This window comes from Kiritimatiellaceae bacterium, assembly GCA_013141415.1.
Lineage (GTDB): Bacteria > Verrucomicrobiota > Kiritimatiellia > Kiritimatiellales > Tichowtungiaceae > Tichowtungia.
Map to the genome: position 1 here is coordinate 110,297 of JABFQY010000006.1, position 14,390 is coordinate 124,686.

At 55.8% G+C, this 14,390-nt stretch carries 15 protein-coding genes; 10 read left to right on the forward strand and 5 right to left on the reverse strand.

All coding sequences use genetic code 11. From position 1 onward, the window contains the following. Nucleotides 1-52 precede the first annotated feature (52 nt). Entirely contained in the window at nt 53-1,960 is a 1,908-nt protein-coding gene (locus HOO88_09265) for an ABC-F family ATP-binding cassette domain-containing protein (GenBank protein NOU36943.1), read from the reverse strand. 659 nt (nt 1,961-2,619) lie between these two features. Between HOO88_09265 and HOO88_09270 the strand changes: the two genes are divergently transcribed. Further along, complete coding sequence (locus tag HOO88_09270) at nt 2,620-3,009, forward strand: hypothetical protein (protein NOU36944.1); 390 nt, start codon at nt 2,620-2,622, stop codon at nt 3,007-3,009. Nucleotides 3,010-3,274: 265 nt separating this feature from the next. Next, complete coding sequence (locus HOO88_09275; protein NOU36945.1) at nt 3,275-4,639, forward strand: FAD-dependent oxidoreductase; 1,365 nt, start codon at nt 3,275-3,277, stop codon at nt 4,637-4,639. A 22-nt stretch (nt 4,640-4,661) separates the two neighbouring features. On the opposite strand, the gene HOO88_09280 is transcribed toward HOO88_09275, so the two are convergent. After that, nucleotides 4,662-5,273 carry an HAD family phosphatase gene (locus tag HOO88_09280; GenBank protein ID NOU36946.1) on the reverse strand — a complete coding sequence of 204 codons (612 nt, stop codon included), beginning with the start codon at nt 5,271-5,273 and terminating at the stop codon, nt 4,662-4,664. Between the two features lie 114 nt (nt 5,274-5,387). Between HOO88_09280 and HOO88_09285 the strand changes: the two genes are divergently transcribed. Genes HOO88_09285 through HOO88_09295 form a run of 3 tightly spaced genes read left to right on the forward strand, consistent with a single transcriptional unit; the run spans nt 5,388 to nt 8,104 of the window. Beyond that, complete coding sequence (locus HOO88_09285) at nt 5,388-5,924, forward strand: isochorismatase family protein (GenBank protein ID NOU36947.1); 537 nt, start codon at nt 5,388-5,390, stop codon at nt 5,922-5,924. 2 nt (nt 5,925-5,926) lie between these two features. Continuing rightward, nucleotides 5,927-6,802, forward strand: a complete 876-nt coding sequence (locus tag HOO88_09290) for an EamA family transporter (protein ID NOU36948.1) — start codon at nt 5,927-5,929, stop codon at nt 6,800-6,802. A gap of 54 nt (nt 6,803-6,856) precedes the next feature. Further along, entirely contained in the window at nt 6,857-8,104 is a 1,248-nt protein-coding gene (locus HOO88_09295; protein ID NOU36949.1) for a PEGA domain-containing protein, read from the forward strand. Nucleotides 8,105-8,174: 70 nt separating this feature from the next. Here HOO88_09295 and HOO88_09300 read toward each other — a convergent pair whose 3' ends face one another. Further along, nucleotides 8,175-9,125 carry a mannose-6-phosphate isomerase gene (locus tag HOO88_09300; GenBank protein ID NOU36950.1) on the reverse strand — a complete coding sequence of 317 codons (951 nt, stop codon included), beginning with the start codon at nt 9,123-9,125 and terminating at the stop codon, nt 8,175-8,177. A gap of 137 nt (nt 9,126-9,262) precedes the next feature. Between HOO88_09300 and HOO88_09305 the strand changes: the two genes are divergently transcribed. The 5 genes from HOO88_09305 to HOO88_09325 all read left to right on the forward strand — a co-directional run bounded on the left by HOO88_09305 (nt 9,263) and on the right by HOO88_09325 (nt 12,997). Beyond that, the gene (locus HOO88_09305; protein NOU36951.1) at nt 9,263-10,411 is read left to right on the forward strand and encodes a tetratricopeptide repeat protein; all 1,149 of its coding nucleotides are present in this window, start codon (nt 9,263-9,265) and stop codon (nt 10,409-10,411) included. 73 nt (nt 10,412-10,484) lie between these two features. Then, nucleotides 10,485-11,195 carry a UMP kinase gene (locus tag HOO88_09310; GenBank protein ID NOU36952.1) on the forward strand — a complete coding sequence of 237 codons (711 nt, stop codon included), beginning with the start codon at nt 10,485-10,487 and terminating at the stop codon, nt 11,193-11,195. A gap of 31 nt (nt 11,196-11,226) precedes the next feature. Then, nucleotides 11,227-11,778, forward strand: a complete 552-nt coding sequence (gene frr, locus HOO88_09315; protein ID NOU36953.1) for a ribosome recycling factor — start codon at nt 11,227-11,229, stop codon at nt 11,776-11,778. Then, nucleotides 11,778-12,329: a hypothetical protein gene (locus tag HOO88_09320; protein NOU36954.1), complete on the forward strand. Its 552-nt coding sequence runs from the start codon at nt 11,778-11,780 to the stop codon at nt 12,327-12,329. Before frr ends, HOO88_09320 begins: the two co-directional genes overlap by 1 nt. Continuing rightward, nucleotides 12,326-12,997 carry a phosphopantothenoylcysteine decarboxylase gene (locus HOO88_09325; protein NOU36955.1) on the forward strand — a complete coding sequence of 224 codons (672 nt, stop codon included), beginning with the start codon at nt 12,326-12,328 and terminating at the stop codon, nt 12,995-12,997. Before HOO88_09320 ends, HOO88_09325 begins: the two co-directional genes overlap by 4 nt. A gap of 317 nt (nt 12,998-13,314) precedes the next feature. Here HOO88_09325 and HOO88_09330 read toward each other — a convergent pair whose 3' ends face one another. Continuing rightward, a complete protein-coding gene (locus HOO88_09330; protein ID NOU36956.1) occupies nt 13,315-13,866 on the reverse strand; it encodes a hypothetical protein in 552 nt (183 codons plus the stop codon). After that, a complete protein-coding gene (locus HOO88_09335; protein ID NOU36957.1) occupies nt 13,859-14,362 on the reverse strand; it encodes a GtrA family protein in 504 nt (167 codons plus the stop codon). Before HOO88_09335 ends, HOO88_09330 begins: the two co-directional genes overlap by 8 nt. Nucleotides 14,363-14,390 lie beyond the last annotated feature (28 nt).

Genomic DNA, 14,390 nt, shown 5'->3' on the forward strand with positions numbered 1-14,390 from the left:
CTTGTTGTCTCGGGTTTCCTAAAGTCCAATGCCTAAGGTCTAAAGCCTCTCTTCAGCCGCCGAGGCGCTCCGCCTCTTCGAGCCACTTTGATTCAAGAGCGTTCAGCTTTTTCGTAACAGCGGAAAGCTGGATGTTAAGCGCGGCATAGTCAAGAGCCGCGTCACCGCTAGCGAGCTGTTCGCAGACCGTGCGCTGTTCGGCGTGCAGCTTTTCCATATCCACTTCCATCTTGCGCAACACCTTCTGCGCTTCGCGATCCTGTGCTCTTGCTTTGCGGGCGGCTTGAGGATTGAGGTTTGAGGGTTGAGGTTCCAGACTTTGGACTTTCGACTTTGGACTTTCGACTGCTTCCTGTTTCGCCGTCTTCTCCAGATAGTAGTCGTACCCGCCGGGATAACTGACGACGCCGTTCGAGCCGATGGAAATAATATGATCCGCTGCGCCGCGCACAAAGGCGACGTCGTGGCTGACGAAGCAGACCGTGCCTTTGTATTCCTTGATCGCCTTTTCGAGCGCTTCACGTCCGTTGATGTCGAGGTTGGTGGTCGGCTCGTCGAGCAGCAGAAAGTTCGGCGGGTTGATGAAAATACGGGCGAAGGCGAGGCGGATTTTTTCTCCGCCGCTCAGTACGCCGGACGGTTTATTCACCGCGTCGCCGCTGAAGCCGAACGAGCCGAGCAGTCCGCGCACATCGCGTTCCTGCACCGCGGAGTTGGCATTACGGATAATTGTCAGCAGCGACTGATCGGGCGGCATGGTTTCGGCGAAGTCCTGCGACTGATAACCGAGCACCACTTTATGTCCGGTCTGCCGCGTTCCCGTCTGCGGCGTCAGCGCTCCGGCCAGTACGCGCAACAGCGTGGTTTTGCCCATGCCGTTGTAGCCGACCAGCGCGATCTTCTGTCCGTGGCCGATTTCCAGATTCACGTCGCGCAGAATCTGCCGCTTGCCGTCGTAGGAAAAACTCATGTCTTTGACCGACATAATATGCGCGCCGCAGTGCGGCGGCGGCGGAATCCGCAGTTTGGAAAAATTCGGCGGCGCGACCGGCGCTTTCACCACGTCCATCTTTTCGAGCATTTTGATGCGGCTCTGCACCTGCGCCGCCTTGGTGGCCTGCGCGCGGAACCGGCTGATGAAACTTTCGAGATGTTCCTTCTGCTCGATGTAATTCCGGTACGCCGCTTCCTGCTGCATGTGCCGCTGTTCGCGCTCCCGGATGTAATAGGTATAGCCGCCGGAATATTTCGTCACCGCACCGCCGCAGATTTCGAGCGTGCGGTCGGTGAGCGTTTCGAGCAGGTAACGGTCGTGGGAAATCAAAAGCATCGTTCCTTCGAAGCCGCGCAGAAAGCGCTGAAGCCATTCGACGGCAGGCAGGTCGAGATAGTTCGACGGTTCGTCGAGCAGCAGAATGTCGGGCCGCGCAATCAGCGTACGCACCAGTTCGGCGCGCATCTGCCAGCCGCCGCTGAACGAGCGGAACGGATTGGCAAACTCGCTTTCCTTAAAGCCGAGTCCGCTCAGCGCGGCTTCGGCGCGCGCTTTCAGATCGTAGCCGCCGAGATGTTCGAATTCGTGCTGAAGATCGCCAAGCCGATGAAGCATCCGCTCCTGCTCCGCGCCGGTGGCCGTCAGCAGATCGTGCTCAATCCGGTGAATTTCTTCGATCATCGGTTTGAGCTCTGGAATGGCGTTGCAGGAATAATCGAGCAGCGAGCCGTCCTGTGCATGAGCGTGAAGCTGCTGGTGCAGATGGCCAAGGCGGACGTTTTTCGGCATCGTGATGTCGCCGCTGTCCGCCGACATTTCGTCGCTGATCAGGCTGAAAATCGTACTTTTGCCCGCGCCGTTCGGGCCGACCACGCCGACGTGCTCGCCGGAATTGATACGGAACGAAACCTTATCCAGCACTTCCTGCGTGCCGAACCGTTTACTCACCTGGATGAAATCTATCATGAGGGCAAGGCTTCTACCGGATATTCCACAGTTTGCAAAGCAACAGCATCAGTTATACAAAATTACCTGAATCATCCGTACCGTTTATTCTGGTATGTAGTACCGGCTTTAGCCGGAACAGCTTGGGAACCGCCTGAAGGCGGGACTACATACCCGTTCCAATCATGTGAAACCTGACCGCATCGCATCATCAGTGCCGTTTATTTTGGTATGTAGTACCGGCTTTAGCCGGAACCGTTGGAGCCGCCTGAAGGCGGGACTACATGCCCGCTCCAATCGATGGAGGGCGGGCTTCGGCGAGCTCAGTCGAGCCGCGCTCCGTCGCCGCCGGAAAAGGTTTCGACGGAGCGAAACCCTCCAATCAGGTGGAACGCGCCGTCCCGGCGCGTTAAAAAAAGACAGGGCAACCGGCCTGTGGTGAGCGTTGTCGAACCAGACGGTTGCGATACGTACCGCCGGCGTCTCGCCGGCCTTGAATATACCGCTGGTTTAAAACGTGCCCGGCCTGTCACGCCGAAGCTTTGCAAAGGCGACAGATCACGTTCCACCTTGCTTCCGGTTTATTCAACTCTTGCCGCCCCCGAACCGCCGCGCTACATTCGCGCCGTTGGTAATTAACCTGTAAAAACTGAAGTAAGGCTAAAACACTGTTAGGCGTCATGCGTACACTCCTGCTCATCGCGTTCGCCGTCATCCTCACCGGATGCGCCTCTCGCTCTCAGCGCGAGGTGGCGCGCGTCAGCGTAGCCTCAGACCCGGCATCACTTTCTTTAGAGCGCGGCTACAACGATTATGTTCGTCGTGCCATTCTCGCCGACGGTACGGAGGCAGGCGTTATTAGTTGTCGTGATGGCAGTTCATCACGCTTTTGGTTTCGTTCTCATCATCTCACGCACGATGATGGCGGCACCCTATTCCGGTTCTCCGACGGCACAGAGGTTTTCATGTCAGGTTGGTTTTGCTGCGAGGTTCAGTTGCCGGAGAAGCAGCTTGCATCTTTGGTCGAGTTGCGAGCCTTCATTCGAGAGCACGACGGCATCAGCCCATGATAATGACGCCTAACTTGGGTCGTTACCTAAAGAACCCATCAACCGCTCTACGAATCGCGGCGTAGTTCGCCGGAATAAACTGATGAGCTTGGATACCGGCGGCGAGGGAAGCTTCGACGTTGCGAGCGCAGATTACGGCATTCAGCAGTACGGATTCATTAAAGCAGCCTGATGTTTTTCGACGTTGTTATCTTAAAACCAAGACGTTACCGTCCAGCGACGGTTGAATATTGACAGCACCGGTGGCACAGCAAAAAGGCGAGATGTGAACAAATACACTTTAAGAGAACGGGATGTACTGCTTGATGATTCGTGGGATGTAATCGTTGCCGGCGGCGGACCGGCGGGTTGCGCGGCGGCGGCCGCCGCCGCACGAGAGGGAGCAAAAACTCTTCTGATTGAGGCAACCGGCGCTCTGGGCGGAATGGGCACATCCGGTCTGGTGCCAGCGTGGTGTCCGTTCACAGACAAAAACCGGATCATCTACGGCGGAATGGCTGAACAGATCCTCCGGCAGTGCATCTCCGGCATGCCGCATGTCCCGAAGGAGTGTTTTGACTGGATCCCGATCGACGCAGAATTGCTCAAACGCATTTATGACGATCTTGTGACTCAACAGGGTGTAACCGTGCTGTTTAATACTCTGATGACAGGTGTTGAGTGTGATGCCACCGGCCATGTTGACGCCATCCTCGTGGCCGGCAAAAGCGGCCTTACAGCTCATAAAGCGAAGGTTTATATTGATGCAACCGGCGATGCTGATCTTGCTGCATGGGCCGGCGCGGCATACAACAAAGGAGATGCGAAGGGGGATTTGCAGCCGGCCACGCATTGTTTCACATTGACCAATGTCGATATGTACGCCTATCAGCACTGCGGCAGTATTAAGTTCGGCGCAGATAAAGACGTGATTGACGACATCGTGGCCTCGGGCAAATACCCTGAGATTCCTGACACCCATGCGTGCTCCGCCATCATCGGCCCAGGTGCCATCGGGTTCAATGCCGGACACATTTGGTCGGTCGACAATACAAACCCGTTTTCTTCAAGCAAGGCTTTGATGCAGGGAAGAAAAATCGCCAAAGCTTTCCGCGACGCATGCGCTGAGTTTTTTCCAAAAGCCTTTGCGAACGCTCACCTCACTCAAACCGCGTCTCTTCTGGGTATCCGGGAAACGCGGCGTATCGTTGGCGACTACGTGCTGACCCTAAACGATTACTCTTCCCGCCGAAGCTTTTCCGATGAAATATGCCGGAACAGCTATTTTATAGATATTCACATAGCTGAAGACGAAGCCGGAAGCGGCAGCCACATAACGGCGGCGGCAAGCCAGCTTGTGAGTTACAAACAAGGAGAATCGCACGGGATACCGTACCGGTGTCTTACACCAAAAGGCCTTTCAAACGTTCTCGTTGCTGGCCGATGCATTTCCACAGATCGATCTGTCCAGGGCAGCACACGTATTATGCCGGTCTGCCTCTGCACAGGGGAGGCTGCGGGTATTGCAGCAACCATGGCAGCAAGAGCAGACATCGCAGATGTTCATGCCGTGGACACCGACACACTGAGACGCCGAATCAGAGACTGCGGAGCCTACCTGCCCGAAATCGAAGCCCCAAACAAACTCTGACGGTGCGGCTGGGTGAAACTCGTCATGCGAGCAGGAAAAATGTATCCACCTCTTTTTGAATCGCGGCGTAGTTCGCCGGAATAAACTGATGGGCTTGAATACCGGCGGCGCGGGCGGCTTCGATGTTGCGTTCCAGATCGTCGAGAAACAGGCACTGTTCACCTTTTACGCCAAGATCGTCCAGCATGTGGCGGTAGATTTCGGCGTTCGGTTTGCGGGCGCCGACCTGATAGGAAAGAAACAGACCGGTCGCTCCGTCAAAAAATCCCGGCCAGTTGCGTTCAATCGCGTCGATGTGGTGTTCGGCGATGTTGCTGAGCGTGTAAACCGGCAGGCCGCGCACAATCGCGTCGCGGAACATTTCGTAGCCGGTCGGGTTGACGGTGAACATTTTCTGCCAGACGCCGATCAGTGTATCGACCGTCCACGATAATCCTTTGGCTTCGTTCAGATAATCGACGAACGCTTCATCGCTGATGACGCCCTCTTCGACCGCGTGGTGCATATCGAGGTCGCGTTCCGTCGGCGGCTCGACCGGCGTGCCGGAATCGTCGGCGATCTGCTGGAGCAGAACCTGAAAGTCAAAGTCCACCAGCACGTTGCCAATATCGAAAATAAAGTATTTTTTCTGCATAAGGCCGGAAAGTTTCCAAGGTTTGGGGAAATGAGCAATACAAATTTCAGAACTCCGTAAAAATTGCATTTATTCCGCGCTCTGCTACCATGCGTCGCTTCCAAGGAGTCATTCATGCTGAAGAAAGAAAATGCCGTTCTGGTTTTTATCGATGTGCAGGGCCGTCTGGCCGAAATCGTGGACGGCACCGAAGTTCTCTACAAGAATCTCCGCCGCCTGCTCGAAGGGATGTATTTGCTCGATGTTCCGGTGATTGTAACCGAGCAGACTCCGGACAATCTGGGAAAAACCCGCGGAGAGTTCCGCCCGCTGATTATGAGTCTCCCCGTTATAAAAAGCTCCTTCAGTTGCTGCGGGGAACGGGTGTTCATGGAGGTTCTCGAAAAATCAAACCGGCGCCAGATTATTCTCTGCGGCATTGAAGCCCATATCTGCGTTTACCAGACCGCCAGAGACCTGCTGGCAAAAGGCTTTGAAGTGTCTGTGGTCGTCGATGCAGTGTCTTCCCGCGACCCGGTCAACAAAGTGCTCGCCCTGCGTTGTATGGAAAACGAAGGCGTTAAGCTGACCGGCACGGAAATGCTTCTGTTTGAACTGCTCGGTGACGCCAAGACTCCGCAATTTAAATCCGTTCTCCAGATCGTGAAATAGTTATGACTCTGCTCCTGCTCGTCTCCCTCGTCTGGGCGTTTTCCTTCGGCCTGATCAAGGGCGAACTGGCCGGCCTGCCCTCCGCCGCCGTCGCTTTCATTCGGCTGGCCGTGGCCTTGGCCGTCTTCGCGCCGTTCCTGCGCCTGAAAACATTACGGGCATCCGACGCCGCCCGGCTGATGATCACCGGCGCGGTGCAATATGGCCTGATGTACGTTACCTACACTCACGCCTTCCATTATCTCAAAGCGTACGAGGTGGCGCTGTTCACTGTGCTGACGCCGATTTACGTCGTAATTATCAACGACCTATTCGAACGGAAAGTTAACTCCGCCGCGCTGGCGGCGGTTGCGCTGGCCGTCGCCGGAGGCATTGTGATTGAATACCGCCAGCTGAGTTCGCCGGAGCTGTGGATCGGCTTTCTGCTGATGCAGGCCGCCAATCTCTGTTTCGCCTTTGGACAGATTTTCTACCGCCGCACGATGGCCCGGCTGCCGGAAAACCGCACCGACCTGCAGGTGTTCGGCCTTTTGTACCTTGGCGCAACACTCACCGCCGCACTGGCCGCAACGGGAACTCCATGGACATCGCTGGTCATCACGTCCAGACAGGCTCTGATTCTGCTCTATCTCGGTATCGTCGCTTCCGGACTCGGTTTCTTTCTTTGGAATACTGGAGCACGAAAGGTCAGTTCCGGCGCGCTGGCGGTCTTTAATAACCTGAAAATCCCGCTCGGAATTCTGGTTTCGGTTTTCTTTTTCGGCGAAACCGCCGACTGGCCCCGCCTGCTGGGCGGCGGTGTACTAATCGTGGCCGCGCTCCGCATCACCAAATCCGCTCTGCCCGTCCAAAATAAGCCGCCCGCCCGTTTGACTTAAAAGCTCCGACTGCGGTATAAACGAAGCGTTTTCAACCCATCAAGGAGTCTCCACATGATCAAAAAAACCGTCGGGTTTGTTTCCGTGCTGTGTATTATCCTCGCCATCTGCAGTTGTGCTCCGGTCACCATTGATTCCACTCCGTCAGGCGCGGCAGTGTATGATGCCGCCGGACAGAAACAGCTGGGATCCACACCATTCAACACCAGCGTATTCGTCAGCGAAAAAAACTTCACGGTCCGCAAAGAGCGCTACTTCGACGAACCCGTCAAACTGAACTACGATTCAGAACGTAACGTCGGCACGCAGCTTCGCCCGATGCCGGTACTGGTTTACAGCAACCCCGATGCTGACATCTACGCCGTCGGCGCCGACAAACCGGTTGCCCGGACTCCGTCAAAAATTAAAATCGGCGAAAAAGCCGCCGCCTATACCTTGAAAGCCGCCGACTACTACGATCAGGAAATCTCTGTCGGCCTCGACAGCCCCGATCCGCTGGTCGTCAAACTCGTCCGCCGTCCGATTGTCACCCTCTCCGCTGAGCCTGCCGGTGTTGAAGTGTACGAAAATAACAAACTCGTCGGCACGACACCGCTCCGGGTCGAAATTCTGACCAGCCGCACATTCGAACTGCGGAAGACCGGCTTCTTCACACAGGCTGGCACACTGACCGGCGCGCCGCCGTACGAAGTATCCGTTAAACTCCGTCCTTTCCCGATGATCACCGTCACCGCGACACCGGCCGACGCACAAATCTATCGCGCCGGTGCACTGCTCGGCAAAACGACAGCCACGCTGGCTGTCGGAGAACCGGTTGCTCTCGAAGTCCGCGCCGACCGTTTTTATGCACAGAACGTCACGTTGACACCCGATTCGTCGGCACAGGTCAATGTTGCGCTCAAGGCCATGCCGTACGTCACAATCAAGAGCGAACCATCCGGTGCTGATGTGCTGATCAATGGCAAGTCAGTCGGCGCGACTCCGGTCGAACAGCTGATTGAAAAAGAAACGGTTATTGAACTGCGTAAAGCAGGGTTTGTCACCAAAACGGCCACTTTGACCGGCGCCGACAAGCAGGTTTCTGTAACCCTCGAAGCGGTTCCGGCACCGGTTGAACAGCCGCAGCCCGCCGTTCAGACCGCACCCGCCAAACCGGAATCCGCGGTTGCCGCGCCAGTGGCAGCGCAAAAGGCCGCTCCTGAAAAAAAGAGCGGAAGTAATCTTCCGCTGATCGCCGGCATCGCGGCGGTGGTCGTTGCAGGGTTGGTGTTCTTCCTGATTAAGCGCAAAAAACAGGAGTAACCTTCGCTCCTTCGACGCAAAAAGAGCCGCTCGCGCGGCTCTTTTTTTGTGCCTTCAACGGTTGAATCGGCTACGGAATCGTCGTGCACAGCACCATCAGTCTGCCGGCAGCAGGATGAAGCGTGTAACTTCCGAGCGCGGCGGGCACCAGCCACGACTGGCCGGGCGAAAGCTTTTCTTCGCCGTCCGCCCATACGATTTTTCCTGAACCGCCTGCGACAAACAGCGCATGGAAACTCTTTCCGGACATAGGAAACTTCTGCGCGGCATCCAGCTCAAGGCGGTCGAGTTGGAAAAACTCACAACTCTGGATTGTTGTTCCGTGGATCTGACAGCGCGGGTTGCCGTTGTTTTCCCAGTCGATCACCTTCAGCGCTTTATCAATGTGCAACTCGCGCCCTTTACCACCGGCATCAACACGATCCCAGTCATAAATCCGGTACGTCGTATTCGAGTTCTGCTGAATCTCCAGAATCAGACAGCCCGCACCGATGGCGTGGACGCGCCCGCCCGGCACAAAAACCGCCCCGCCCTTCTCTGCCGGAATGGACTGCATGATACCGGCAAAGGTTTTATTTTCCATTGCCTTCAAAAATTCCGCCTTCCCGACGCCCGGTTTGAGGCCGCAATAAATCTGCGCCGAACCGTCGCCTTCGAGAAAATACCACATCTCCGTTTTCGGATCGCCGCTAACGGAGGCAGCATTGGCCTCGTTCGGATGAACCTGCACACTCAATGTATCGCGTGCATCAATCAGTTTGATGAGGAGCGGAAAATCGGAACCTTTGACGCCGGTGCCGAGCAATGCGGTTTTATGTTCCGGCAGAAGGTCGCCCAGCGTTTTTCCGGCCAGCGGACCGTTGACAATGGCGGTCGGCCCGTCCGGATGGGTGGAAATCTCCCACGATTCGGCATAAATACCGTCCGGCTTATTCCGGCCAAACAGCTTCGGAATACGGCTACCGCCCCAGATGTAATCCTTATAGACGGGGCTGAAGCGGAGCGGATAGAGTTTTTCCATGTTCAGGTTCCTGTTTTTTTATAAATTATCTGGCTTCAAAAGGCCGGATGATTAGAGTGCAGGCTAAGCATGAACGAGATACCCGTCCAGTCAAAATCCAGCGCCGGTTTCACCGGTCTCCTCGCGAAGGAGACCGCATGAACCGATCATGGCTCCGGTGGATACTGCCTGTAATCCTGATGATCTCGCTTTTTTTCGGCTGCAGCCGTAAGCCGGGCGAAAAGCTTTACCATGAAGCGCTGACCGAATGGAAAGACGGCAACCTGGTGCGCGCCCGATCCCTGCTCGAAAAGTCGATCCGCCGCCGTGCGGGCAGTGCGGAAAATGCCGAAGCGTACAACCGGCTCGGAACCCTGCTCTGGGAAATGGGCAACACAAAGGATGCGGCAAATGCTTTCACGGAAAGCTGCCGCCTGAATGCCGGGCAGTATGAAGTACTCTGCAACCTCGGCGTTGCGCTGGGCGCGCAGAATGACTTTGCCGGAGCCGAACGCGCCTTTCGCGAAGCTTCTCTGATTCAGTCTGACGACTCCCGCCCTCTTTCCTTTGCGGGTGTTCTCTACGCGAAAAATCAACGGTGGGACGAAGCCTCGCATAATCTGAACCGCGCGCTCGGCCGCACTCCGGAGAATCCGCAACTGCAAACCGCGCTGGCGCTGGCTGAACTGCATACCACCGGCACAGATGCCGCACTGAAGCGCCTGCAGGCCGTGACAAAAAAACATCCGGATTATACCCCGGCGCTTTTCAACACCGCCGCCATCTACCGCTACTGGCTGAAGAACCAGCCTGAAGCCAAACGCTGTTTTGAACTCTACCTCAGCAAGGTCGCTGCAAAAGATAAGTTTGCGGAACAGGCTCGCGCGGAGTTGCTGGCCATCGCCAGCGGTAACAGCGAAAAACTGGTCTTTACGCCGCCGCGCAGTCCGAACCGCATCAACGCTGACAAAAACTTCCAGAAGGCGCTGGCATACCAGAAGAAAAATGATTTCGACAGCGCGGCCCGCTGGTACATCAAAGCCGTCGAAGAGGACGACACCTACGAACAGGCTTTCTACAACCTCGGCCTGACCTACTATGCCGCCAACCGGATTGAACTCGCGGCGGAGGCTTTCGCGCGCGCGGTGCAGATTAATCCGTCGTCCACCAACGCACGCTATAACAGCGCGCTGGCGGAATACCGTCTCGGCCACAACGACCGGGCCCGCCGCGAACTGGGAATCATCCTCAGCAAGCACCCCGGATGTCAGCCCGCCGTTGATCTGCTGGCCCGTATTCAGGAATGATTTTCCAAAGATGGAAATTTACACTTCGGCGCGGATTTTCTATCGTCCGCATCAGCATTCGAGAGGAACCTTTATGAAGTATAAGCGCATTCTGCTCAAACTCAGCGGCGAAGCACTCCAGAACAAAGAAAAAGGAATGAGCATTGACCCTGCCGTCCTCGCCTCCATCGGGCGGCAGTTTAAACAATTGATCGAAGCCGGCGCGGAAATCGCAGTCGTCGTCGGCGGCGGCAACATTTTCCGCGGCCTCGCCGGCGAAGCGGGCGGAACCGACCGCACCACCGGGGACTCCATGGGGATGCTCGCCACCGTCATTAACTCGCTCGCGCTGCAATCGGCGCTCGAAAACGTCGGCATCCAGACGCGCGTTATGACCGCCATCAGCATGCCCGCCTTCGCCGAACCGTTCATCCGCCGTAAAGCGATGCGCCACCTTGAAAAAGGCCGCGTCGTTATCTTTGGTGCTGGCACCGGCAATCCATATTTTACCACCGACAGCGCCGCCGCCCTGCGCGCCTCGGAAATCGGCGCTGACGTGCTGATGAAAGCCACCAAGGTGGACGGCGTCTATACCGCCGATCCGATGAAAGACAAGACCGCGACCCGCTTCGATAAAGTTTCCTACAGCGACGCACTCAGCAAGCAGCTCAAGATCATGGACGCCGCTGCCTTCTCACTCTGCATGGAAAATGATATTCCCATCGTCGTGTTCAACTTTTTCAAGGAAGGCGAAATGCTGAAGGTCTTCCGCGGAGAAAACGCCGGAACACTGGTTAGCCACTGATTTTTCAAGGAGAGTCATCATGGAATCGAGCATGGAAGTACTGCTGGCCGCTGAAGAAAAGATGGATAAATGCGTGGAGTTCCTCCACCACGAACTGAGCGGACTGCGCACCGGCAAAGCCAGTCCGGGACTGGTTGAAAACATCACCGTTGAATACTACGGAACCACCGCCCGGCTGCGCGATATCGCCAACATCTCAACTCCTGAACCGCGCCTGCTGGTCATCAGCCCGTTCGACCCGTCCTCGCTGGGCGCGATCGAAAAAGGGATCAGCGCCGCGAACATCGGCATCACGCCGATCAACGACGGACGCCTCATCCGCGTGCCGATTCCGGAAATGAGCGAACAGCGCCGCAAAGATATGGCCAAAATCGCCTCGCGCGCCACCGAGGAACAGCGCATCGCCGTTCGAAACGTCCGCCGCGACGCCAATGAACTGCTCAAAACGCTCCAGAAGATCAGCAAGATCACAGAAGACGACCGCGACGAAAGCCTCGAAGAAGTCCAGAAACTGACCGATGTCCGCATCAAGAAAATGGATGACATGCTCGCCGCCAAAGAAAAAGAAATGATGTCTGTCTGATGAAACGTATTCTCATAGGTGTGACCGGCGGAATTGCGGCGTACAAGGCGGCCAGTGTCGTCAGTGCGCTCAAGCAGGCCGGATACGACGTGCAGGTGGCGATGACGCCTGCCGCCTGTCAGTTTGTTACGCCGCTCACTTTCGCCGCGCTGTCGCAGAAAGAAGTCCGCACGGAACTTTTCCCGGCGCACCCGACTTCCGACAAAGGCCAGCTCTACCCGCACCTCTACCCCGCCACTGAAGCCGACCTCTTCGCCGTCCTGCCCGCCACCGCCGACATCATCGGCAAACTGGCCTACGGCTTCGGCGACGACATTGTTTCCGCCAGCGCGCTTTCGCTCTCGAAAAAGTGCGTCAAACTTTTCTGCCCCGCCATGAACACGCAGATGTGGGACAACCCCGTCGTCCGCGAAAACGCCCAGACCTTGGAAAAACGTGGCTGGCAGCGCATCGGCCCCGAAGCCGGCCTGATGGCCTGCGGAACCGAAGGCGCCGGACGCATGAGCGAACCCGCCGCCATTCTCGAAGCGATTAAAAAAGCGCTCGCATGAAAAAGGTTCTCATCCTTTCCGGGCCGACACACGAATACTTTGATCCGGTTCGCTTTATCGGCAACGCCAGCTCCGGCAAAATGGGCAAGGCCCTCGCCGAAGAAGCAATTAGGCGCGGCATGGAAGTCGAATTCATTTCCGGCCCGGTCGCGGAAGAGAATCTCCCCAACGTAGATGCGACGCCCTCGTCGCATTCTGACAGCCGGAGAAACGCGACGAGGGCGTCGCGTCTACATATCCAAAAAGTCATCTCCGCCGAAGAAATGCTGGCCGCCGCGAAAGAAAAGTTTTCCTCCGCCGACTTCATCATCTTCGCCGCCGCCGTCGCCGACTATCAGCCTGCAAAAAAATCAGACGCGAAACTTCCGAAAGTCGGAAACAGCCTCACGATTGAACTGAAACCGACACCCGACATTGCCGCCACGCTCTGCGCGAATAAACGGAAAGATCAAGTCGCCATCGGCTTTGCGCTCCAGACGTACGACGGCGAAACCAAAGCCCGTGAAAAACTGATCTCAAAAAATCTGGACGGCATCGTCCTCAATACTCCCGCCACCCTCGGCGCTGAATCCGGACTCTTCACCTGGATCGATAAGCAGGGTTTGGAAAACTGGGGTTCACTCGGTAAGGCGGAATGTGCAAAGAGGATTTTAGATAAGTCGGGTTAACCCTTGTTGGTTTGGCTGTTTTTAATTTCATCAAGCTTCTGAAGGATTGTGCCCAAAGAACAATCCCAACATTGACTACAGCCAGAGGGATTCCAATAGAGACAACGAGAACCCTGAACCATTCCGCAACGGATTCGGACGCTATCGGGTGCGTCCCGTACACTAAAAAAGCGGCTCCGATTAACGTGAAAATGCCACCCTGCCAGCGCATTGTTCTCGGATTTCTTTTTTTCACGATCTCCCCTTTCTTTTTATGGCGCTGACGGAGCCGCGCCCTCCCGTAATTAATCCCAGTGGGTTGCGCTCTGTCGCAACCGTTATTCCATCCACCGCAAAACATTTATCTCACCCTGAAACGACCACGCTTCCGGCGTTGTGACCAGCCCTGCACGAACCGGATTGTTCCGGACATATTCCCATTTTTCACTGTAGCTCTCGCCGTGCCGCAACTGCGTGTCCCAGAAATCATCCTGCCAAATAGGCTGTTCATTTGGTCTTGGCCACTTTTGAGAAACAAGAGTTTTCCAGAATTTTATCCACTGTTTTAACGACGGATATTCAATAATACCCGGCGTGCAAAAAAAGTGAATATGGTCAGGCATAACAACGTATTTACCGACCAACCAGTGATCCGCCGAACGCCATGATTCAATCATCAACCGGTGTACATCCTCATGAGCAAAGATTGGTTTCCGATCTTTGGAACAAACTGTGACAAAAACAATATTTGAACGGTTCGACATCTCATCAAGCGGAATGTGTGCAGGATGCTTTCGAGAGGAATACGGCGTTGACGGAGCAACGCCCTCCGGACTCGGGTTCCCGGAGGGTTGCGCTCCGTCGCAACCATCTTTGAATTCATTATCCATGAAAGATAAAAAACTTGCGGCCGGCGTAGTTGATGAGGAGCGCGGAGATGGCGGCGGCGATGTAGGAATAGGTGGTGTCGAGTCCGCCGAAGCGGATGAGCAGGTCGCCCGCCGCCGTGCCGATCAGGAATGAAATCAGCGAGACGGCATAGAAGAGCATCAGTTCGTGGTGTCGTTTGTGTTTACCGGCTTTGAAAACAAACATCACGTTGAGAACGTAGGCCGTGAAGTTGGAAAAGATAAAACCGATGCCTTTATCGATCCAGTAGTTGCGCAGGCGGAGCGATTCCGAAACCGTGCGGATATCCAGATGAAGCATTCCCAGCAGTTTGGTGAACGGATCGCTTTCTCGCAGCGCCGGAAAAACCAGCCAGGCGAAAAGAAAGAAGACTGTCATATCGACGGCCGTGGCCGCGCCGCCGCACATTCCGTATTTGATGAACTGAACCAGCCGATTATCTTTTTCCGCCAGAAAAGCCTGAATGTGTTTTTTCATAGGCTCGGAGTCTGCCCGCAAACCCCGC